At 54.0% G+C, this 20871-nt stretch carries 22 protein-coding genes and 1 tRNA gene; 14 read left to right on the plus strand and 9 right to left on the minus strand.

Translation table 11 applies throughout. The features are described from left to right. Position 1 precedes the first annotated feature (1 nt). Complete coding sequence (locus D7024_RS08920) at positions 2 to 463, minus strand: PPC domain-containing DNA-binding protein (protein ID WP_243113738.1); 462 nt, start codon at positions 461 to 463, stop codon at positions 2 to 4. A 99-nt stretch (positions 464 to 562) separates the two neighbouring features. Continuing rightward, complete coding sequence (locus D7024_RS08925; RefSeq protein ID WP_121451478.1) at positions 563 to 790, minus strand: DUF1657 domain-containing protein; 228 nt, start codon at positions 788 to 790, stop codon at positions 563 to 565. A gap of 141 nt (positions 791 to 931) precedes the next feature. On the opposite strand from D7024_RS08925, the gene D7024_RS08930 reads away from it, so the two are divergent. From D7024_RS08930 to D7024_RS08950, 6 genes are all read left to right on the plus strand, one after another. Then, on the plus strand, positions 932 to 2083 hold the full coding sequence (locus D7024_RS08930) for a class I SAM-dependent methyltransferase (protein WP_121451479.1): 1152 nt from the start codon (positions 932 to 934) through the stop codon (positions 2081 to 2083). Next, complete coding sequence (lpdD, locus tag D7024_RS08935; protein ID WP_121451480.1) at positions 2080 to 2463, plus strand: prenylated flavin chaperone LpdD; 384 nt, start codon at positions 2080 to 2082, stop codon at positions 2461 to 2463. Before D7024_RS08930 ends, lpdD begins: the two co-directional genes overlap by 4 nt. Before the next feature lie 75 nt (positions 2464 to 2538). Continuing rightward, the gene (locus D7024_RS14790; RefSeq protein WP_165859321.1) at positions 2539 to 2691 is read left to right on the plus strand and encodes a hypothetical protein; all 153 of its coding nucleotides are present in this window, start codon (positions 2539 to 2541) and stop codon (positions 2689 to 2691) included. Positions 2692 to 2893: 202 nt separating this feature from the next. Further along, the gene (locus tag D7024_RS08940; RefSeq protein ID WP_121451481.1) at positions 2894 to 3115 is read left to right on the plus strand and encodes a FeoA family protein; all 222 of its coding nucleotides are present in this window, start codon (positions 2894 to 2896) and stop codon (positions 3113 to 3115) included. A 2-nt stretch (positions 3116 to 3117) separates the two neighbouring features. Then, positions 3118 to 5094, plus strand: a complete 1977-nt coding sequence (gene feoB, locus D7024_RS08945; protein ID WP_121451482.1) for a ferrous iron transport protein B — start codon at positions 3118 to 3120, stop codon at positions 5092 to 5094. A gap of 375 nt (positions 5095 to 5469) precedes the next feature. Then, positions 5470 to 5949: a DUF456 domain-containing protein gene (locus D7024_RS08950; RefSeq protein WP_121451483.1), complete on the plus strand. Its 480-nt coding sequence runs from the start codon at positions 5470 to 5472 to the stop codon at positions 5947 to 5949. Positions 5950 to 5964: 15 nt separating this feature from the next. Here the strand turns inward: D7024_RS08950 and D7024_RS08955 are convergent, their stop codons facing one another. The 3 genes from D7024_RS08955 to D7024_RS08965 form a co-directional block, all read right to left on the minus strand. Further along, on the minus strand, positions 5965 to 6150 hold the full coding sequence (locus D7024_RS08955; protein WP_121451484.1) for a hypothetical protein: 186 nt from the start codon (positions 6148 to 6150) through the stop codon (positions 5965 to 5967). A gap of 87 nt (positions 6151 to 6237) precedes the next feature. Beyond that, the gene (rnhA, locus tag D7024_RS08960) at positions 6238 to 6711 is read right to left on the minus strand and encodes a ribonuclease HI (RefSeq protein ID WP_121451485.1); all 474 of its coding nucleotides are present in this window, start codon (positions 6709 to 6711) and stop codon (positions 6238 to 6240) included. 73 nt (positions 6712 to 6784) lie between these two features. Beyond that, complete coding sequence (locus D7024_RS08965) at positions 6785 to 8071, minus strand: AAA family ATPase (RefSeq protein ID WP_121451486.1); 1287 nt, start codon at positions 8069 to 8071, stop codon at positions 6785 to 6787. 237 nt (positions 8072 to 8308) lie between these two features. On the opposite strand from D7024_RS08965, the gene purL reads away from it, so the two are divergent. The 5 genes from purL (at position 8309) to D7024_RS08990 (ending at position 13747) form a co-directional block, all read left to right on the plus strand. Further along, positions 8309 to 11182, plus strand: a complete 2874-nt coding sequence (gene purL / locus D7024_RS08970; protein WP_121451487.1) for a phosphoribosylformylglycinamidine synthase subunit PurL — start codon at positions 8309 to 8311, stop codon at positions 11180 to 11182. Further along, positions 11179 to 11958 (plus strand): phosphoribosylformylglycinamidine synthase I, encoded by a 780-nt coding sequence (gene purQ / locus D7024_RS08975; RefSeq protein ID WP_121451488.1) that lies wholly within the window; start codon positions 11179 to 11181, stop codon positions 11956 to 11958. The genes purL and purQ overlap by 4 nt, the downstream gene beginning before the upstream one ends. Before the next feature lie 20 nt (positions 11959 to 11978). After that, positions 11979 to 12446, plus strand: a complete 468-nt coding sequence (locus tag D7024_RS08980; protein WP_121451489.1) for an N-acetyltransferase — start codon at positions 11979 to 11981, stop codon at positions 12444 to 12446. A gap of 175 nt (positions 12447 to 12621) precedes the next feature. Further along, on the plus strand, positions 12622 to 12855 hold the full coding sequence (locus tag D7024_RS08985) for a DsrE family protein (protein WP_121452528.1): 234 nt from the start codon (positions 12622 to 12624) through the stop codon (positions 12853 to 12855). 46 nt (positions 12856 to 12901) lie between these two features. After that, complete coding sequence (locus tag D7024_RS08990) at positions 12902 to 13747, plus strand: nitrilase family protein (protein ID WP_121451490.1); 846 nt, start codon at positions 12902 to 12904, stop codon at positions 13745 to 13747. 41 nt (positions 13748 to 13788) lie between these two features. Here D7024_RS08990 and D7024_RS08995 read toward each other — a convergent pair whose 3' ends face one another. From D7024_RS08995 to D7024_RS09005, 3 genes are all read right to left on the minus strand, one after another. After that, positions 13789 to 14559, minus strand: coding sequence for a YkgJ family cysteine cluster protein (locus tag D7024_RS08995; RefSeq protein ID WP_121451491.1), 771 nt, complete (start codon positions 14557 to 14559; stop codon positions 13789 to 13791). Between the two features lie 212 nt (positions 14560 to 14771). Continuing rightward, on the minus strand, positions 14772 to 16640 hold the full coding sequence (locus tag D7024_RS09000) for an NADH-quinone oxidoreductase subunit NuoF (protein WP_121451492.1): 1869 nt from the start codon (positions 16638 to 16640) through the stop codon (positions 14772 to 14774). Next, the gene (locus D7024_RS09005) at positions 16582 to 17136 is read right to left on the minus strand and encodes an NADH-quinone oxidoreductase subunit NuoE family protein (protein ID WP_121451493.1); all 555 of its coding nucleotides are present in this window, start codon (positions 17134 to 17136) and stop codon (positions 16582 to 16584) included. Before D7024_RS09005 ends, D7024_RS09000 begins: the two co-directional genes overlap by 59 nt. A 138-nt stretch (positions 17137 to 17274) precedes the next feature. Here D7024_RS09005 and D7024_RS09010 point away from each other — a divergent pair, with 138 nt between their 5' ends. After that, complete coding sequence (locus D7024_RS09010) at positions 17275 to 18282, plus strand: restriction endonuclease (protein ID WP_121451494.1); 1008 nt, start codon at positions 17275 to 17277, stop codon at positions 18280 to 18282. A gap of 119 nt (positions 18283 to 18401) precedes the next feature. Next, on the plus strand, positions 18402 to 19508 hold the full coding sequence (locus D7024_RS09015) for a GerAB/ArcD/ProY family transporter (RefSeq protein ID WP_121451495.1): 1107 nt from the start codon (positions 18402 to 18404) through the stop codon (positions 19506 to 19508). A 69-nt stretch (positions 19509 to 19577) separates the two neighbouring features. Here the strand turns inward: D7024_RS09015 and D7024_RS14795 are convergent. Beyond that, positions 19578 to 19675: transfer RNA gene (locus D7024_RS14795), tRNA-Sec, on the minus strand. Between the two features lie 222 nt (positions 19676 to 19897). Between D7024_RS14795 and D7024_RS09020 the strand changes: the two genes are divergently transcribed. Beyond that, positions 19898 to 20860: a polyprenyl synthetase family protein gene (locus tag D7024_RS09020; RefSeq protein ID WP_121451496.1), complete on the plus strand. Its 963-nt coding sequence runs from the start codon at positions 19898 to 19900 to the stop codon at positions 20858 to 20860. The last annotated feature ends 11 nt before the right edge of the window (positions 20861 to 20871 follow it).

Below are 20871 nucleotides of genomic sequence, written 5' to 3' on the forward strand. Positions count from 1 at the left end.
ACTAGTCCCCGGCCATGGGCCAGAGGTACAGCCCCGTGGCTTCATCAAAGACCCGTTCAAAATTGCGGTCATGCTCATGGAGGAGTTCGGTGATCACATATTCACAGGCGAAAATCTCCGTCCCTTCAGCCAGGTGGCCGCCGACCATACGCCCGTCTGCGGCCATCAGGGCTATATGAGCGTGGACGAAGGGTTGCCCGTCCTTAAGGGAAATATTCCCCTCGAGGCTGATGATTTCGTGGGGATTATCAAACTCCAAATAAGTATAGGTGCGCCGGTCCTGGTGATAAAAGCCCACCCGGGCACGGGTGACCGCCCCAATGGCCCGCACCACGCCCAGCTGGATATTTTCATTCACACAAAGCTGGGTCAGGGAAGCCAGTAAATCGGATCCCTTTTTTAGTCGTCCCATAATCATGCGCCCACGGCTTACCGGTTGTACGAGCATATAAATTCTGACCATCCTCCTGTTAAAATTTTTCCCGACTTTGGCTAAAAGACAGGGAGGACCCGGGGAAAACCCCGCGTCCTCCGGCTATGCTGCGTCCAGGCGAGATTAGCGCTACTGCTGCTTTTGCTGTGGTTGCAATACTTTGTACTGGGGTTCCTGCTGTTCGATGTAATTAACCCGTCCACGCAGGCCCTTACAAATGTCTTCCAGCTGTTGCGAATAACTGGCAAACATTTGTTTAGCCGTCTGATCCTGGGTATCCAGGGAGAAGGTCTTTAAATTGGCAGCCGCACTTTCTAAAGAGGCCAGGGTTTGATGCATCTTTTCGCCAATGGTCATAGATTTACCTCCTTATAGGAAAAAATTTTTTAATTGCAATTCTAGTGTGAGCGTTTTCACGGTGAGATATCACCGGGTTATTATGGACAAAAATGCAAAAAATATCTTTATAAAAACCTGGTTAGGATAAAGGTGAGTAATTTGAACCCCCTGTTGGGAAAAATTATCGCTTTAATTAAGGCCCGGGGGCCTATTACTTTTAAAGATTTCATGCAAATAGCCCTTTATTATCCCGGACTGGGGTATTATACCGGCCCCGGGGAAAAAATTGGCCCCCGGGGTGATTTCTATACCAGCGCCGACGTGCATCCCCTTTTCGGGGCCATGCTTGCCAAACAGTTTTCCCAGATATGGGAATGCCTGGGGCAGCCGCAAAACTGGGTGCTGGTAGAATACGGAGCCGGTAAAGGCTTTTTAGCCCGGGATATCCTAAATGCGCTGGCTACATCTTTCCGGCCGGCATGGGAAGGGGTGCGCTATTACATCATTGAAGCCAGCCCGGAAATGGTCCGGCGGCAAAAAGAGTTTTTGGCCCCATTCCCGGAAGAAAAGGTATCCTGGGCCAATGCCCTGTCTGAAGTGGGAAATCCCGGTTATATTAACGGAATCATTTTCGGCAACGAGCTGGTGGACGCCTTTCCGGTCCACCGGGTGCGCCAAACCGCGTCAGGACTCAAGGAAATTTATATCAACTGGCGTGATGGCAGGCTGGTGGAGGAGGAGGGGGAACTTTCCACCCCCCTCCTGGGGGAATACTTTACCACCCTGGGCATAAAACTTGCCCAGGGCCAGGTAGCCGAAGTAAATCTGGCCGCCCGGGAATGGCTGCAGGAAGTGGCGGCCGGGCTGGGGCGGGGTTTTGTGCTCATCATTGACTACGGTATGGATTCCATGGAGCTTTACCACCCTTCCCGCTTTGAAGGCACCTTGCGCTGTTACCGGCAACACCGTTTGAGCAGCGATCCCCTGAACCACGTAGGACAGCAGGATATCACCTCCCATGTTAATTTTTCCGCCCTCATCCACTGGGGGAGGGAGGCCGGCCTGCACCTGGCCGGGTATACTACCCAAATGGACTTCTTACTGAACCTGGGCATAGTGGAGGCCATTCCCCGGTCTGCCCCGGACTACGTTTTTGATGAAAGGACCACGCGCACCGTCATGGCCGTAAAAAAACTGATTCTGCCGGAAGGGATGGGAGGAATCTTTAAGGTCTTAGCACTTTGCAAAGGGGTTGAGCAACCTGACCTGCTTGGTTTTCCGAAGGGACGGAAAGGAAGGGGGCAGCCATGATCAAAAACCTTTTCTTTGCCGCCGGGGAAGGAAAACACCGGGTACAGCTGCAGGCAACCCTGACCGACGAGGGAATAATGATCTCCCTTTTCGGTGGTGAAAAGCCCCATATCGGAGCGGTGGTTTTGAGCATTCCCCGCCCCAGCCTGGCCGATCCTGGCCGCTTAAGCTGTACCTCCACGGTGGTACCCAGACTGGGACACAAGGACGACGAAATAGCCAAACCCCTGGCCGAAGAACTGGCCAAAGCCTGCTCCCAGCCGGTGGTGGTGGTAGCCGGACTCCATGTGGAAAGGGCACAGGCAGAAGACATAGACCTCCTGAAAAAAAATTCCTGGCAGGCCATGCAACAATTGTTAAACAATTTGAATCTAGTTTAAGAACTAATACCATTTTTCGTTAGCTTTTTTTTGTGCCTCTGGGGACAAAATATGTTCCAGGAGGTGATAAAAATCATGTCCCGTGATGACAAAACCACTCGCGCAGCGGAACGCAGGAACGATACTGCCCAATGTCCGGCCCTGGAGAGCACAGGTACCTGTCCGGCAGAAGCCGATCTTTCCTCCAATTCTTGCACTGAATGCGCGAAAGCGGATGACGATCTGTAAAAACTAGTCTAAACGGGGTTTTATACCCCGTTATTTTCTTAAAAATATCTTGACAGGAGCAGACAGGAGAATTAAACTGTATTTGGATTGAGATTCATTCTCACAGCTTCTCGCTAAAACCTGCTGTCGGGGGAAGGTCATCACCATGAAACGATAATGATTCTCATATCCATGCATTTATCTACATAAGGAGGGATTTACCGTGACCCTGGATCGCATGAAAAGAGGTCAGCGTTGCCGCATTTTATCCATACCATCTGAACTGATTCGGGCACAAGCCCTGCGTTTTGGTATCGCCGAAGGGGAAGTTGTGACCTGCTGTGAAGTAATACCTGCTGGACCGGTAGTGATTAGTAAAAACCGTCAGGAAATCGCTATCGGCCGCGGACTGGCCCGGCAGATCGAAGTGGAAGGGAGTTTTTAACCATGGCCCACTGCCATTGTCCTGGCCTGAAAATAGAAGCACCTGCCGGGGCCCGGCGCATCGTGCTGGCCGGTAATCCCAATACGGGAAAATCGGTATTTTTCAATCACTTTACCGGCATGTATGTGGATGTTTCCAACTACCCGGGAACGACCCTGGATATTTCCTACGGGCGTTACGGCTCCGACATGGTGATTGATACGCCGGGGGTTTACGGCATTTCTTCCTTTAACGACGAGGAACGCATTGCCCGGGATATCATCCTTTCCGCCGATCTGGTACTCAATGTTGTTTCGGCCGCCCATCTGGAAAGGGATCTTTTCCTCACCCAGCAAATCATCGACACCGGGGTACCGGTAATCGTTGCCCTGAACATGATGGACGATGCTAAGAGGATGGGCATTGAAGTGGATGTGGATCGGTTAAGCCAGTTGCTGGGAGTGCCGGTCATCCCTACGGTGGCCGTGAAAAAGGAAGGATTTGACCGCCTGAAGGCTGAACTCTTCAACGCCCGGCCGGGACAGGCCACACCGGGACTGGAAGAGGAGCTCAACCAACTGCTCAACCGGGTAGGTAGCCGGGGAGAAGCACTGCTGGTCCTGGAAGGGGACCCGGTAATTGCCGCTCGCCACGGCTGCGAGCCGGGCACCCGGCGGGAGGAAATTTACCGCCGCCGGAGAGAAAGGGTTAACGAGATTTGCCAGCAGGTGGTGCGGGAAACCTCCCGGAGCACCGGTGTGGCCGCCACTTTGGGACGCTGGATGATCAAGCCGCTGACGGGGGTTCCCATCCTGTTCTTGGCCCTCTGGGCGATGTACAAAGCCATCGGTGTTTTTATTGCCGGAACGGTGGTGGGTATTACCGAGGAAACCATTATGCAGGGCATATATGAGCCTGCAGTGCGTCAATTCGTCGAACAATTTATACCCCAGTCTTCGATACCGGGTACCATTTTGATTGGCGAGTTCGGTTTGCTCACCATGACGGTGACCTACCTGTTGGGATTGTTGATGCCTCTGGTGGTGGGGTTCTACTTCTTCCTGTCTTTATTCGAGGACTCGGGTTATTTACCCCGGATTGCCACCCTGGTCGACCGTTTGTTAACCTCCATTGGGTTAAATGGCAGGGGAGTAATCCCCATTATTCTGGGTTTTGGCTGCGTAACCATGGCCACCATCACCACCCGGCTCTTATCTTCGGACCGGGAGAGAAAGATCGCCATCTTTCTGCTGGGGTTAACCATTCCCTGCTCGGCCCAGCTGGGCGTTATCGCCGGCATGCTGGCCACACTGGGACCACAGTACCTGGCCCTGTATGCCCTGGTGATCTTCAGCGTGCTGGTGATGGCCGGCACATTGCTGTCCACCCTTTTGCCGGGTAAATCAGCTGACCTGTTCATCGATCTGCCTCCCCTGAGGTTGCCCCGGCTGGATAATGTGTTAAAGAAGACCGGTACCAAGTCATACCATTTCCTTAAGGAAGCTGCACCGCTCTTCGCCCTGGGGGCACTGATCATCAGTATCTTTCAGGTAACGGGAATCCTGGAGTTCTTGCAAAACCTCCTGGCTCCTCTTACCGTTGGCTGGTTGAATCTGCCCCGCGAGGCGGCCACGGCCTTCATTATGGGGATTGTAAGGCGCGATTTCGGGGCTGCCGGGTTGACGGACCTGGCTTTAACCCCGCTACAAACTATTGTGGCCCTGATCACCATCACCCTGTTCGTACCCTGCATTGCCTCCATACTGGTGATTTTTAAGGAACGGACCAAAAAGGAAGCGCTTTTCATCTGGGGGAGCAGCTGGGTAGCGGCATTTCTCGTTGGCGGCCTGGTGGCCCAGCTGGCCCGGCTCTTCAGCCCAGCCGGCGATAAAGTACAGGTTCTGCCCGTAATACTGGTCTTCGCGGCCCTTACCCTGGCCATTGTGGGAATGTGCATGTTTCTGCGCCGGACCAAACCGACCACCAATATTCCGGGGTAGGGGCGTAACGGTGCTACCGGTAGCCGCCACTTAGTACATGGGGAGGGAGGTAGGGCATGCAATGGTCGAAAGGCACCTGCCCTTGTTGCGGTTATAAAGCAGCTGATGTTAACGCTGTCCGCTGCCCCCGCTGCAACCACCTTCTATGGACATTGCAGTGCTGCCAGGGCAGTTGCAAAAAATGCACTAAGGGGTGCAAAATTTAAAGGTTCCCCCTGGCGGGGGGCACGCCGGCAAGGGTCAACGGTTTAGGAAGGGCAATTTAAAATGGTTTGTGGGGCCGGTTTGGAAAACCGGCCCCTATTTTTAAAGGGAAGCATCATAGGCTGTCGAACGTTGCATATAAATCAAAAAAAACAGGGGAGGTATGTTGAAATGTCCCTCCTGGGTCTGGTGCTGGCGTGCCTGTTCTTTGCTGCCGGCCTGGCCGGGACGGTGGTGCCGGCTCTACCCGGCGCACCGCTCATCTGGCTGGGAATGCTGGTTTACGGCCTTGCCACCGGTTTCTCTACCCTGGAATGGGGCTTTTACCTGGGCCAGGCACTGGCTGTGGCCCTGGTACTGGCTCTGGATTACCTGGCGGGAGCATGGGCGGTACGCCGCTACGGCGGTTCCGGTTATGCCATCTGGGGTAGCGTGGCCGGCATAATCCTGGGATTAATTTTATTTGGAGCCATGGGTATGGTCTTTGGCCCCCTGGTGGGGGCGGTAATTGGGGAGTTACTCGCCCGTAAACCCTTAACTCAAGCCATTCTGGCCGGCTGGGGTTCCCTGGTCGGCCTTGCAGGGGGGACGGCCATCAAACTGGTGCTGGAGATAGGGATGATCATCTGGTTCTTTTCGGCCATCTGGTGATGGCCCAGCCTGTGTTTAATCCCGGCGGGGGCCTTTCTCCCGGAATTCTTCATCCAGGGGCCCACCGGCGGTGTTCAGCTGGAAGCCCTCAACTTCCTGGTTAGGGCCGGGCTGACTTACCCTGGCCTCTTCCCCCGGATTTTCTCCCGTGAGCAAGATGTGCACCCGGCTCACCTGCCCCTTGCGTTTGACACGGTGCAATAGCAAGAGCACCTCCATAACGATATTTTTGTTTTCAATGGCGGTGTGACCTTTAATGAAAAGCCCGTTGGATAGACCTGTCTCTTATCATGCTTGAAAACCCGGATCCACGGGCAAAGAATCCCGGCGGCTGGCCTGCACCGCCAGCTGATCGCAGCGGTTATTGTAGATATTGTCGGCGTGGCCCTTTACCCAAACCCAGGTGATGCGGTGCCTGCTGGCCAGGGAAAGAATTTGCTGCCAGAGATCTGCATTTTTGGCCGGCTCGCCGTTCTCCCGGCGCCAGCCGTTGGCCTGCCAGCGTCTGACCCATCCCCGGGTCATGGCATCCACAATATACCGGCTGTCGGTATATATGGTGACCCGGCAGGACCGCTTCAGCGCTCTCAGCCCCTCAATTACGGCCATTAATTCCATGCGGTTATTGGTGGTCTGCGCATATCCCCCGGATAGCTCTTTAACGTGGTTGCCGTAGCGCAGCACCACCCCGTAGCCACCGGGTCCGGGATTGCCGCTACAGGCACCATCGGTATATATCTCCACTTCCGGCAGATCAGCCATCAATATTTTCCCCCGTCAATGCTAAATTACTCCTATATTGTAACACCACCTTATCCGGGGTACTAGTAAAAATTTATTTTGCCGCCACCCGCCCGGCCAGGCTCTTCACGGGGGCATAATAAACCTGCCTGGCCGGCACCTGTACGATCTCCCGTTCCGGATAACGCAGGGCGGTTAATTTTCCCCCCATAACGCAACCCTGATCAATATCAATGGTGTTGTTACGAAAAACAGGCAGGGGTACCGGTGTATGTCCATAAACCACCAGTGCCTGCCCCCGGTATTCTTTGGCCCAGTCCCGCCGCACGGGTAAACCCTCCGGAGTTACTTCCCCGGTGGCATCGCCATAAAGGCAGAAATCCCTGATACGGGGAGAAAGGCGGCCAATCATTTTCTCTTTAATTCCACCATGAACCGCCACCAGCCGCCCCTCATCCAAAATAAGATAGGGAACAGCCCGGTGGAAGAATTGCAAAAAACGCCGGGCAAAGGCGTCCCGTTCCGCCGAGCTTAATCGCTCCAGTTCCCGGGTGGTTTTTTCCAGACCGTGGCGCACCTGTACCCGGCGCCCGGAAAGAAACCCGGCCAGTTTTTTGCAGTGATTTCCCGGCACATACAGGGCGTGCCCCGCCTCCACCATATCCATGGCCAGGTTAATGGCGGCCAGGTTAAAGGGTCCCCGGTCCCCCAGATCACCCAGAAAAACCACCTTCCGGTTTTCCGGGTGAAACCAGATTTTCCCCCGGCGCCGGTAACCCAACCGTGTAAGGAGATCCTCCAATTCCACCAGGCAGCCATGAACATCACCGATGAGATCAAAGGGGCCCCTGGCCGGTGATTCCACGGGCAAAGGGACGATTTCGACCCGGGCGCGGCGTGCCTCCTCAGGGTCGAGGATGTACACCTGGTCAAAGCCCTCCCGGTGCACGGTGGATAAGCTCTCCCGGAGCAGGCGCTGGTGTTCGGTAATCACCCGGGATTCCACCACCCGCCGTCGCCCGGCATTAAGCCTTTGACAGAGCTTTTCCGGAAAATTAAACACGATCAGGACGGCCTGGAAATCATGCCGGCGGGCTTGTTTCAACAAATCCCGGCGGGCGCGGGCAGTTAAAGCGGTAGAATCGGCTACCGTCAACCGCCCCAGGGCCAGACGTTGCTCAATGAGACAATGAAACACTTTAAAAGCCTGCGGTGAGGCAGCCATGTTTTCTTCCTCATCGCTAACCAGCGCCCGGCAACGGTCGGAGGAGACAATCTGGGTATCCTTAAACCAGCGGGCGGCAAAAGTGGATTTACCGCATCCGGCGGAACCACACAAAACCACCAGGGAGGTTTTGGGTATGGACAGGGTGATGGACATGCATTCTTCCTCCTTAAATTCTCTAAGCAGGTACCATAACAGTCAACACTTCTATCTTCTCACCAACGCAATTTCAATAAACTTTTAAAATTGATAATTGTTTATTGTTCGCTAAGAGAAGACTCTTGTTTTTCCGGCACAAGTATACTACAATTTCTTTGGGAGTTATGCTCCCGGCGGCGCGCCGCCGGGAAATTTCTTTTTCCTGAAGTCTTCATCCAGGAGGTGGCAATACAGGTGACTATTGTTGAGATCAGGGTCATGAACCGTCCTTTTCTGCCCGATCCGGCAGGAGAGGAGGTTCTCTATGAGATAAAGCATGCCCTGGGCATAAATACAGTCCAAAGGGTACGTACGGCCAAGGTTTACCGTTTTGAAGGCATCGATGAGTCAAAGGCCCATCTGCTGGCCGAAAAACTGCTGGCCGAAGCAGTTTTCCAGGATTACACCATCAACGCCCCCATCATCAAAGACGCTCCGGTAGTAGTGGAAGTGGCCTATAAGCCGGGGGTCATGAACCCCGAGGCCGCCTCATTGCTGAAAGCCGCCCAAGACCTGGGGATTGAGGGGCTGGTGGCCGCCGATTCCAGCCGGGAATATGGCTTCTACGGCCCGGACATCAATTCACGGGATATTGAAATCATCCTTGACCGGCTGCTGGTCAATGCCACCGTGGAGCGGGTGGTTACCGAAAAACCCGCCACCCTCCTCATCTCGGGCCAGCCGGGCCGGACCGAAATCATCCCCCTGCGCGGGATGAGCGATGCGGAACTGATGGAGTTGAGCCGCGACAAACTCTTCCTGAACCTGGAAGAAATGCATGCCATCCAGGATTACTTTAAAGCCATCGGCAGGGATCCCACGGACTGTGAAATAGAAACCCTGGCCCAAACCTGGTCCGAGCACTGCGGCCATAAAACCTTTAAGGCGCGCCTCCTGGTGGACGGCAAGGAAAGGGAACCATTTTTAAAACGTTTGCAGGATGCAACCGCCACGGCCAACCACCCCCTGGTGCTTTCAGCATTTGTTGATAACTCCGGGGTAATGGAGTTTTACGACGGTTGGGCTGTCTGCGGCAAAGTAGAAACCCATAATTCCCCTTCCGCCATTGAGCCCTACGGGGGAGCCATGACGGGTAGCGGGGGGGTATTCAGGGATGTTATGGGCACGGGCCAGGGGGCCCGGGTAATCGCTTCTACAGATATTTTCTGCTTTGCACCGCCCGATACCCCCCGGGAAGATATTCCCCCCGGTTGTCTCTCCCCCCATTATCTGCTGCGCCGGGTGGTGGCCGGGGTGCGGGACTACGGCAATCGTATGGGCATCCCTACCAATAACGGCTCGGTTCACTTCCACCGTGACTTCCGGGCCAAGCCCTCGGTGATCGTGGGGGCATACGGGCTGTTGCCTGTGGAACGCTGCCGGAAAGGCCAGCCCCAGCCAGGAGATTTGGCCGTGGTCATCGGCGGGAGGACGGGCCGGGACGGCATTCACGGGGCCACCTTTTCCAGCGGGGAAATGACCCACCGGACTACCGAGGTAAATGCCAGTGCCGTCCAGATCGGCCATCCCATCGAAGAAAAGCGCGTGGCCGATGCAGTGCTGGCGGCCGGCGAAGCCGGTCTAATCAGGGCCATCACCGATTGTGGCGCCGGGGGATTTGCCTCGGCCCTGGGAGAAATGGGGGAAAAGACCGGTGTCAGGGTCTGGCTGGAGAGAGTGCCTTTGAAATACCAGGGGCTTAAGCCCTGGGAAATATGGCTTTCCGAAAGCCAGGAGCGCATGGTCATAGCCGTATCCCCGGAAAATCTGGAGCGGCTGCTGGAGATTTGCCGGGGGCTGAACGTGGAAGCTACCGTGCTGGCGGAATTTACTTCCGACCGGCGACTGGTGGTTACCTATGAGAATGAAACAATTTGCGATCTGGATATGGAATTTCTCCACCACGGCCTGCCCAAACGGGTCCTCACCGCCCGCTGGCAACAGCCGGCGCTGGCAGACCCGCAAATGTCAATTCCTGAAAACTGGGATGAGATTTACTGCCAGGTAATGGGCCACCTGAATGTCTGCTCCAAGGAACCCATTGTGCGCATGTACGACCACGGAGTGCAGGGCTCCTGTGCCCTGGCGCCCTTTGGTGGGGTGGAGCAGGACGGGCCCAACGACGCGGTGGTCCTTACTCCCCTGTTCGGTTCCCCCGCCGCGGTGGTCATCAGCCACGGTCTAAATCCGGTTTTAAATCAAATAGATCCCTATTACGGTAGCCTGTGGGCGGCGACGGAAGCGGTTTCCAATGCTGTGGCGGTAGGGGCCAACCCGAAAGAGTTGGTATTGATTGACAACTTCATCTGGCCCTTCCCCGATGAGGAGGCGCTGGGTGCCCTGGACCGGGCCGTGGATGCCTGCGTGGATTTTGTGCGGGCCACCGGAATGCCCTTTATTTCCGGAAAGGACAGCCTGTCCAGCACTTACCGCGGGGACGGTGGAGAGGTGATCAAAATTCCACCGGTACTCTGTGTTTCGGTTTTTGGCCGTCTTCCCGATGTAAGGCGCACCGTTTCAGCCGATTTCAAGGGATCCGGCAATTTAATTGTCCTGGTGGGCCAGCGTAATCCTTCCGAAATGGCCGGATCGGTTTATTTTGATTTAGCTGGTTGCCTGGGTAAAAACCTGCCCCGGATCAACCTGGAGGTTGTCACACGAGTGTGGGAAGGCATTCACCGGGCTATCCAGGAGGAACGGCTTCTGGCCTGTCACGATATCAGCGAAGGAGGACTGGCCGCTGCCCTGGCCGAGATGTGCTTTGGCGGCGGGGTGGGAGCCCGGATCACCATCCCTGCAGGTGAACGCCCGGATTATTTCCTGTTTAACGAAACCAGCGGGTGCTTCCTGGTTGAAATGACCCCCACAGAAAAACCCGAAAAAACGTTTGCCGGCTTACCACACCTGGTGCTGGGGCAAACCACAGATGATCCGGCGGTTGTAGTGGAACAAGGGGGACGCCGGCTTTGCAGTGTTCCCCTGGCCGACCTGAAAAGGGCCTGGCAGGAACCCATGGCCCGGGTCTTCGGCACCCCTGGCGCCGGTCATGGCCGGGAGGTGGGAGTATGAAAAAACCGCGGGTATGTGTTTTGCGTACCGATGGCACCAACTGCGACCGGGAAACCGGTTATGCCTTTGAACGGGCGGGGGGGGACCCCCATCTGGTGCACGTCAACCAGCTGCGAGCAGGAGAGAAAAAGCTTACCGAGTATCAGATCCTGGTTATTCCCGGTGGCTTTTCCTACGGGGATGACGTACACTCGGGCAAAATACTGGCCGTGGAACTGACCTCTTTCCTAAAGGAGCAGTTACAGGAATTTGTGGACAGCGGCAAGCCGGTACTCGGGATTTGCAACGGTTTTCAGGTGCTCGTCCGTACGGGACTTTTGCCTGCAGCTAAAATAGGGGATATCAGGACCACCCTCATGCACAACGACAGCGGCCGCTTTGAGTGCCGCTGGGTTCACCTGCGTGTGGAAGATACGCCCTGTATCTTTACGCGAGGACTGGCCGGCCGGGTATTGCATTTTCAGGCCGCCCACGGTGAAGGCAAATTTTATACCGATGCCCAGACTCTGGCCAGCATCGAAGCGGGCAAGCAGGTGGTTTTCCGTTACGCCACCAGCAACGGTGACCCCACCAGCATTTATCCCCACAACCCCAATGGCTCTCTGGCCGCCATTGCCGGCATTTGTGATCCCAGCGGCCGGGTGCTGGGGCTGATGCCCCATCCGGAACGTTTCGTGGATTTCACCCAGCACCCCAACTGGCGGCGCCGGCAATTCCACGAACCCCACGGCCTGCCCATTTTCCGCAACGCCGTGGCTTATGCTCAAGAGATGTGAGAAGAGGAGAACCGAAAAGGATGAACATTCGCAAGGCCAGAATTACCGATATGGAATCGGTGCACAGGTTAATCAATTATTACGCGGACCAGGGACTGATGCTGGCCCGTCCCCGCTCCGCTTTGTATGAGGCCGTGAGGGAATTTACGGTAGCCGAAGAAAAAGGGCAGATTGTAGGAGCCGGCTCCCTGCACATCATCTGGGAAGACCTGGCGGAAATCCGGGCCCTGGCGGTAGACCCTCGCTACACCTGCCGGGGTATCGGACGCCGCCTGGTGCAATCCTTTCTCGAGGAAGCCCGGGAACTGGGGCTTCCCCGGGTTTTTGCCCTTACTTACCAGTCGGGCTTTTTTATCAAGTGCGGTTTTCAGCCCATCCCCAAGGAAAAGCTGCCCCAGAAGGTGTGGAAGGAGTGTATCAACTGCCCCAAGTTCCCCAACTGTGAAGAGGAGGCAGTGATCATCGAACTGGTTAGAACCCTGCAATAGGAAAGGGCGTTGGGTCGTCCCGCCTTGCTGGGTCAAGGGGCGAACAAAGCCAGGATTATGTAATTACCTTTAATTACCAATAAAAGAGATTACCGGTGTACACACTAATTTGAAAGGGAAAGTAACACAGGGGGGTGTTTAATGGGTTTTTTCAGGCAATAATTTCCTATTGGTGATGGCCAACGGCCTCGGCGTGCTTGTATACAGCCTGGGCAAGCAGGATTTAATTAAAGAGATGGAGAAATTGCATGAACAGGGAGTAACTTTTATTGCCTGCCGGAACGCATTAAGAATAAGAAAATACAACATCAGTGAAAACAAGCTGCCCGCCTTTGTTACCGTGGTGCCGGCAGGGATCACCGAAATAGTTCAGAAACCGGCTCAAGGATACGCTTACATCAAGCCCTGAGTCTTTCCGGCGGCAGGCTCAATACCGAAACCAAAAGGAGAGCAAAATGAAAGACCTGCGCATTGCCCTGGTTCAAATGCAGGTAACCATTGGCGACGTGAAAAAGAACCGGGAAAAAATGGCTGCCTTTGTGGAGGAAGCGGCCGGCAGGAAGGTGGAGATGATTCTCTTCCCCGAGCTATGCGTGCAGGGGTATAACCGGGAAAGGACACGGGAATTTGCCGAACCCATTCCCGGGGAAAGCACGAACCACATCAGCCAGCTGGCCCGCTCCTTTAACATGGTCATACTGGCCGGGCTGGCTGAAGCCTCCGGCGGTGAGAAACCCTACATCACCCAGGTAGTAGCGTACCCCAACGGCCGGGTGGATAAATACCGCAAAACCCATTTGGGCAAGAGCGAGAAACCACATTTCACCCCCGGCGACCAGCTACCGGTTTTCGAAACGGAAAAGGCCCGGTTCGGTATTGAAATTTGCTGGGACTTGCATTTCCCCGAAGTTACCACCGTGCTTTCTTTGCAGGGAGCAGAAATTATTTTTGCCCCCCACGCTTCACCTACTATTGTAGGGGACCGGAGGAATATCTGGCTCAAGTATCTCTCTGCCCGGGCCTACGATAACAGTGTGTTTGTAGCTGCCTGCAACCTGGTGGGGCCGACCGGGGAAAAAAAACAGGAATTCTGTGGCGGAGCGCTGGTTATTGATCCTAAGGGCGATGTGGTGGCCGAAGATTTCCGGGGAAAGGAAGGATTGCTGGTAGTTGACCTGGACTCCCGGCTCATCAATACCATCCGCAACAATGAGGCTACCAGTATGCGCCATAGCTTTTACCTGCAGTCCAGAAGGCCAGAGTTATACCAGTTACTGGTCAATACCCCGTTAACAAATTAACCCCGGAGCTTTTTCCGGGGTTAATTTGTCTGTACAATCCTTTAGCCCTCACGGGCAGCCTGTTTCTTTTTGGCTTCCTGGAGAACCTCCTCCTTGATCTTCAGGGCATCTCCCATCACCATACCAAATTGCAGCCATTTAAATCCAAACTGCAACAGCTCCAGGTCGTCGGTTTTGATCCGTTCCACGACCTCCGGATCCACTTCAAAAACATCCAGGAACCTGCTTTCAAAGACAAACTGCCTGAACTTGTCCAGATCATAGCAGGCCATATAATACATCTGGACAATGCGCGGGTTGGCCACCTTTTCGTTCAGCACCCGGGGGCTGTTGGAAAGCAGCTTGAAGATGGCCTCTACATCCTCATAGACAAACAGTCCCTGCTCCCTGAGGTAATCTTCAACATACAGCTCTTGGGGCTCTTCCAGGCCCCGGCAACGGGACGGGTCAGTTAAGATAGTGAACTGATCGCATTCGGAACACCTGTCTAAAGGAAACATGCGACACGCCCAGGGGCGATCGTCATAGATCTGACATCCCCGGGGAGTTACAAAGGGGCACTTTCTGTCCTGTTCTTCATCCATTTTCAAGAGTACCACGGGTAAGCCGGTTCCTTCCCCAATTAAGGAGACGGTATAACGATCCAGAAATTCCCCCGAGGAAAGTCCCAGCCTTTTGCGCATGCGCAGGACGTCAAAAGGTGAGAGATAAATGTTTACATCCCGGCAACAGTGGGTGAAACAGGAAAGCCCTGGATGACAGGAAAAGTGAAACTTGCTGTCACTGCTCAGTAGCGGTTTTTCATTGACCATAATTTTTTATCCCCTCTTCCCAATATTAAGTTAAGTTAATTGCAAAAAAGTTATTTAACCAATTCTTCCGGATCGCGGCCGCTCTCACCACGGCCATTCTGTCCTTTCTTTAGGCTAACTCATTATAACCCTTTTTTGTCCGAAATAGCAAGCCAATCTTTCCTGCCAAAAATACAAGGGACAGGTACATTGAAAACGCACCCGTCCCTTGCTCAAGCGGTATAAATAGCACCTTTGGGACAGCGGGCCAAACAGGCCCCGCATTTCAAGCACTTCTGCCGGTCAATAAAATAGGGCTGGCCTTTCTTTTCCCCTATAATGGCTTTGGCGACACATTCCCGGGCACACAAGCCGCAGGCAACGCATTTTTCCTCATCTATTACGTAGTCAAGCAATGCCCGGCAGACTCCGGCGGGACAGCGCTTATCCCTGATGTGGGCCTCATATTCGTCCCGGAAGTATTTTAAGGTGGAAAGAACAGGGTTGGGCGCAGTCTGGCCCAGGCCACATAAAGAAGCGTCCATAACCTCCCGGGAAAGCTCTTCCAGCTCGTTCAGGTCTCCCATTTGTCCTTGTCCCAGGGTAATCCGTTCCAGAATTTCCAGCATGCGCTTTGTTCCCACCCTGCAGGGAGTGCACTGGCCGCAGGACTCATCCTGGCTAAACTGCAGATAAAACTTGGCAATGTCTACAATGCAATCGGTTTCGTCCAGGACGATCATGCCTCCGGAACCCATCATGGAGCCCAGCTGCTTTAAGGATTCGTAGTCAATGGGCGTATCCAGGTAACGTTCTGGAATACATCCCCCGGAGGGGCCGCCGGTTTGTACCGCCTTGAATTGCCGTCCTTCGGGAATCCCTCCACCAATATCAAAAACCACAGTACGTAATGTAGTGCCCATGGGCACCTCAATTAAACCCGTATTCAAAACCTTGCCGGCCAGGGAAAAGACCTTGGTTCCCCGGCTGTTTTCCGTACCGAGGGAGGCAAACCAGGCGGGCCCTTCGCGAATGATCACCGGCACATTGGCGTAGGTTTCCACGTTATTCAGCAGGGTGGGCTTTCCCCACAGACCGCACTGGGCAGGGTAGGGAGGCCGGGGGCGGGGTTCACCCCGCTCGCCAACGGCCGAACGCAAAAGGGCGGTCTCCTCGCCGCAAACAAAGGCACCGGCACCCAGGCGCAGGTCGATGTCAAAGTCAAAATTAGTATTAAATATGCGCCGCCCCAGTAATCCATACTGCCGGGCCTGGGCAATAGCCCGTTCCAACCGGTCTACGGCAATGGGATACTCTGCCCGCACGTAAATATAACCTTCCCGGGCCCCAATGGCATAGCCGGCAATGGCCATGGCTTCCAGCACGCTGTGGGGATCTCCCTCGAGAATACTCCGATCCATAAACGCCCCGGGATCCCCCTCGTCCGCATTGCAAACCACGTATTTTACCGGTCCCTCCGCGACCGCCGCCAGCTCCCATTTACGGCCGGTGGGAAAACCCGCACCGCCCCGCCCCCGCAAGCCGGATTGCTTAATAGCATCCACCACCTGGGCCGGCGTCCAATTTAGCAGGACATCGGCCAGGGCAAAATAGCCCTCACATGCTATATATTCCGTAATATCCTCGGGGTTGATCAGACCACAATTGCGCAGGGCTACCCGGTATTGGGCGCGGAAAAACTGGATATCTGAAAGGCGTCGCTTTCTTTCCCCGGAAGCCGGTTCTTCATAAAGAAGGCGTTCCACTACCTGACCTTCCAGCAAATGTTTTTCCACGATTTCGGCAACATCTTCTTTTTTTACCAAACAATAAAGGGTTTGTCCGGGGTAAATAACCACCAGGGGTCCCATTTTACAAAAACCAAAACAACCCGTCTTGATTACCCGGGCCTGGACCTTCTTTAACTGAACCTGTTTGGCCAGCTCCTCCCTTACCTGATGGCTGGCCGAAGATGTGCAACCCGTACCGGTACAGACCAGCACCTGCCAGCCGGCGGCATCCCCCGGTTTTTCCCTGCGGGCGTTAATGTCCGGGAGCCGTTTCTTCTGGATATCGATCAGGTCGTTCAGCCCGTTGATCACCGGCAATCACCTCCCTGCGCCGGTACTTCCGCAACAGCTTAGCCACATCCTGACGTCTAAATTTTCCGTACACTTCATCCTCAACCGTTAGAACTGGCGCCAACCCGCAGGCACCCACACAGCGGGTGCTCTTCACCGTAAATAAACCGTCAGCGGAGGTATCGCCCTCGTGCAGGTCCAGCTGGCGCCTGAACTCGTCGAGAATACCCTGGGCGCCCTGAACGTAGCAGGCCGTTCCCATGCAGACACTGATGCCGTATTTTCCCCGGGGCTCTGTATGAAAGAGGGCGTAAAACGTAACCACCCCGTTAACCTCACTTACCGGCATGTCCAGCTTGCCTGCAATATAGGTTTGCACTTCCTCCGGCAGGTAGCCAAAAATATCCTGAGCCTCTTTCAGGATGCGGATTAGCTGTCCCTCCTGATGGCCGTAGCGTTCAATTACCTCGTCCAGCTGCCGGTACTTTTCGTCCAACTCCTTTTCCCCGCCGGCCACGGCTTTCACCTCCTAAAGGATAGTTTGCCGTGGGAAGAATTAATAAATGCACCTCTTTAAGGAATCATTAATACAAAAATTGGTAATCCTACAGATAAGAATGATAAACCATAAAACAAACTCAAAGGAGGGTCAGTAGTGAAGGTATTTAAATTTCCCCGCCGGGCCTTGTATCTCGCCTACCAGTCCTGGCAAAAACGTCGCCGGCGGGGTGAGCTTTTGCGTTACTACGTTAAACCAAAAGAAGACAGCCGCAACCGGATTGCCCGCTGGCTGGATTTCTACGGTACCCTTTTAATATTGTGGATATTGAGTTTCGTGTTTTTAACCACGTTCTGGCCCGGTAAGATCGCCCTGTCCTTTTCCCTGGCCATCGTAAGTTCCACCGGTCTTTTGGCGGCAAAAATCCAAAAGAAAAGGTTCCAGACGGAAACCCTCTATCGCAAACTACGCTCTTTAGCTGAAAAGTACCGGGAGAAATTAAAGCAGTTCAGAACTGCTGAAGAACTGGCTTCTTTTTTATGGCCGATCCTGGAAAGCCTGCCCCAGTTTGAGCAGGCGCGGCCAAAGGGTAGAAAAAGGGACAAGACGGCAAAAGTACCGGCCGGAGTTATCCAGGCAACTTACCGTAATGTACCCGTACTCGTCGAGTTTATACCGGCCGACCAGAGTCCGGTGGATGTTTCCGCGGTGCATAACCTGGTCAGGACGATGAAAAAGCAGGGTTATCAATACGCCCTCCTGGTTACCCCCGGGGAATTTGCCCCGAGCACCAGACGGCTGGTGGCTTCACTGCGCAGCCAATACCGCATTGCCCTGGTGCCGGAAAAAGAACTGTTGTACCTCGTGGCCCAGGCAGAAAAAATAAAGGAGTCCACAGACCAGATAACGGCGGAAAAAACCATATCCCTCCCGTCTCTGTCTGCCCTCAAGCAAGTGGCCCTTGATTATAAAAAGGGGCGCGCTTACCTGACTGCCGGGGCGTTTTTAATAGGCTTCCATTTCCTGTTAGGGATAAACAATCCGGTCGGCAAGGTTTACCTTTTCCTGGCCGCGGTCAACCTCGTGCTGGCCGTGCTCTGTCTGGTTTTCGGGGAAAGGGAAACGGCGCCGCCGGATTTCCACGACCTCCAGCCCGAAACATAACGCCTCCTGGAAAAACGTGGGGCCACTGTCAAAGGTGGTCCCTTTAATTATTCTTGATGGTACATAGAATTAATGTAAGTTACTAACAATATCGATATGTAGCCTATTGAGGTGTCACAATGCACGATCCGGGGAAGATTTCAGGTCTGCAAATGGTATATTTGCTGATCAATGTTGTCGGTGCTACGGCCCTGGTTTTTTTGCCCGGGTTTACTGCATCCATAGTGGGAAGGGATGACTGGGTAACCCCGGTTCTGGCCACCCTGCCCGGTTTTTACGTCATCCTGGTAATCACAGCCCTGGGCCGGCGTTTTCCCGACCGGACCATTGTGCAGTACATAGAAAAACTGCTGGGCCCCTGGCTGGGAAAAATCATCGCCTTTTTCTACGTGCTGTTTTTTCTGCACGTGAACGGAGTGATCGTGCGGGAATTTGGTGAACTGGTTGCCGCCACCATTATGCCCCAAACCCCACAGGTAGTTTTTGCCGCTTTAATGGTTGCTGTCTGCAGCTACGGCCTGCACCAGGGCCTGGAGGTGATAGCCCGGGTTATGGAATTAGCTTACCCTATGATGCTTATCCTCTTTGGCTTAATTCTCATTCTGGTGTCCGGGCACATGGAACTGGCCAACCTGTTTCCAATGCTCCAACACGATTTCAAAACCATCATCCGGGCCAGCCTCAATCCCATTGCCTGGCGGAATGAGGTGTTTCTCCTGGGCATGTTCTTTCCCTACCTGGCCAGGCCTGATTTGGCCCGACGCAACGGGATCATTGCCGTAGCGGTCATCGGATTGATCCTTACTGTAAACGCCCTCGCCTGTACCGCCGTCTTTGGTGTCTCCACCGGAAGGTTTAATTTTGCCACCTTCGAGCTGGTGAGGCTGGCCGGTTTTGGTACCTTTTTAACCCGTCTTGACGCCATCTGGATTGTGATCTGGATCGTGGGTATCTTTGGAAAGGTAGCCTTATTTCATTATGCCGCGATAATGGGCACTGTCCAGCTGCTCAGACTTAAAGACCATCGAACCGTTATCGTTCCGTTGAGTATTCTTCTCATTGCCCTGTCCCTGAGCCAGTTTAAAAATTTAACGGAAATGATGGCCTGGATTAACGGTCCCTGGATTCCCTACGCCTATCTCTTTGAAATGGGCATTCCCACCTTTTTGCTTCTCCTGGCTTTCTTAAGGGAAAAACCTGCCCTCAAACGTAACCCATCAAAGTAAACCGGGAATTTTGGCTAAAAAAATAATCCAGCAGGGTGTTAACCAGCTGGACCTAGCCTAAAACAGTTATGGCGGGAGTGTGTGAGAATCGAACTCACCCGGGACGGGATTGCCGCCCCACAGCTGGTTTTGAAGACCAGGAGGGCCACCAGGCCCCATCCACTCCCTTGAAATCCATCTTATATTATAACATGAATAACTTAAAACAGGCAAACCAAAAAACAAACCCCTCTCCATCCACTGCCATTGATTTTAAGGGAAAAATATAATACCCTAGATTAGAGAGTTGTCCGGTAGCTGGCTTTAGAAGGATTTTACCAGTTATCCGTGGAATAATACAAAAAGCCGGGGTTTGACTTAATTACAGGCAGGTGAGCTTTTAGGAAAAGATGCGGGAGTTGTTTGAGGAAATTAAAGATGAATTGGCCATCGTAGAACGGGAATTGCAAGCCACCTTGCAAACCCCGGATCCTTTTCTCACCGTAACCTCTACCCATCTTTTAAAAGCAGGGGGAAAGCGCCTGCGCCCCGCCTTTAGCTTGTTAGGGGGCAAGTGCGCCAATTTTCACCTGGAACGGGTCCTGCCCCTGGCGGTAGCTTTAGAACTCATCCATATGGCCACCCTGGTTCACGATGATGTGGTGGACGCGGCCATGACCCGCCGCGGCGTACCCACCATTAAGGCCCGCTGGGGGAACCGGATTTCTACTCATATTGGAGACTACCTGTTTGCCCAATCCCTGATCCTGATTGCCAGTTACGATGAACCTCTGATACCCCGGGTGCTGGCCGATACCAGCGTAAAAATGTGCGAAGGGGAAATCCAGCAAATTTCCAGCTCCTTTGATGCCGGGCAAACGGTGAAGGACTATTTTTCGCGCATTAACCGCAAAACCGCCCTGCTCATTGCCGCCAGCTGCCAGTTAGGGGCCGTAGCCTGCGGTGCTCCAAGGGAAGTACATCTTGCTTTACGGCGGTACGGGCACAACATCGGCATGGCCTTTCAAATAACCGACGACATCCTGGACCTGGTGGCTGAACAGCGCCAACTGGGCAAACCGGTGGGCAGCGACTTGCGCCAGGGCATTATTACCCTGCCGGTCATTTACGCCCTGGAGCACAGCCCCCAGCGGGAACGTTTAAGGACATTGATTTTATCCCGGGAGAAGGATGAGGAACAGGTCCAGGAAGCAATAGCCCTCATCCGGCATTGCGGCGGGATCAAACATTCCATTGAAGTAGCCGAGAAATACATATTGAAGGCCAAAGGGGCTTTAAAGCAGTTGCCGGAACGCCCCGCCAAGAAAATTTTAGCAGCCATTGCAGATTTTATAAGCATCAGAAAATTCTAGATAAAGGACTG

The organism is Desulfofundulus salinus (genome assembly GCF_003627965.1).
Taxonomy (GTDB): domain Bacteria; phylum Bacillota; class Desulfotomaculia; order Desulfotomaculales; family Desulfovirgulaceae; genus Desulfofundulus; species Desulfofundulus salinus.

Coding starts and splice junctions, on each gene's coding strand:
- D7024_RS08920 (WP_243113738.1), bottom strand. CDS start 463: ATGGTCAGAATTTATATGCTCGTACAACCGGTAAGCCGTGGGCGCATG.
- D7024_RS08925 (WP_121451478.1), bottom strand. CDS start 790: ATGACCATTGGCGAAAAGATGCATCAAACCCTGGCCTCTTTAGAAAGT.
- lpdD (WP_121451480.1), top strand. CDS start 2,080: ATGATCAAAAACCTTTTCTTTGCCGCCGGGGAAGGAAAACACCGGGTA.
- D7024_RS14790 (WP_165859321.1), top strand. CDS start 2,539: ATGTCCCGTGATGACAAAACCACTCGCGCAGCGGAACGCAGGAACGAT.
- feoB (WP_121451482.1), top strand. CDS start 3,118: ATGGCCCACTGCCATTGTCCTGGCCTGAAAATAGAAGCACCTGCCGGG.
- D7024_RS08950 (WP_121451483.1), top strand. CDS start 5,470: ATGTCCCTCCTGGGTCTGGTGCTGGCGTGCCTGTTCTTTGCTGCCGGC.
- rnhA (WP_121451485.1), bottom strand. CDS start 6,711: ATGGCTGATCTGCCGGAAGTGGAGATATATACCGATGGTGCCTGTAGC.
- D7024_RS08965 (WP_121451486.1), bottom strand. CDS start 8,071: ATGTCCATCACCCTGTCCATACCCAAAACCTCCCTGGTGGTTTTGTGT.
- purQ (WP_121451488.1), top strand. CDS start 11,179: ATGAAAAAACCGCGGGTATGTGTTTTGCGTACCGATGGCACCAACTGC.
- D7024_RS08980 (WP_121451489.1), top strand. CDS start 11,979: ATGAACATTCGCAAGGCCAGAATTACCGATATGGAATCGGTGCACAGG.
- D7024_RS08985 (WP_121452528.1), top strand. CDS start 12,622: ATGGCCAACGGCCTCGGCGTGCTTGTATACAGCCTGGGCAAGCAGGAT.
- D7024_RS08990 (WP_121451490.1), top strand. CDS start 12,902: ATGAAAGACCTGCGCATTGCCCTGGTTCAAATGCAGGTAACCATTGGC.
- D7024_RS08995 (WP_121451491.1), bottom strand. CDS start 14,559: ATGGTCAATGAAAAACCGCTACTGAGCAGTGACAGCAAGTTTCACTTT.
- D7024_RS09015 (WP_121451495.1), top strand. CDS start 18,402: ATGCACGATCCGGGGAAGATTTCAGGTCTGCAAATGGTATATTTGCTG.
- D7024_RS09020 (WP_121451496.1), top strand. CDS start 19,898: ATGCGGGAGTTGTTTGAGGAAATTAAAGATGAATTGGCCATCGTAGAA.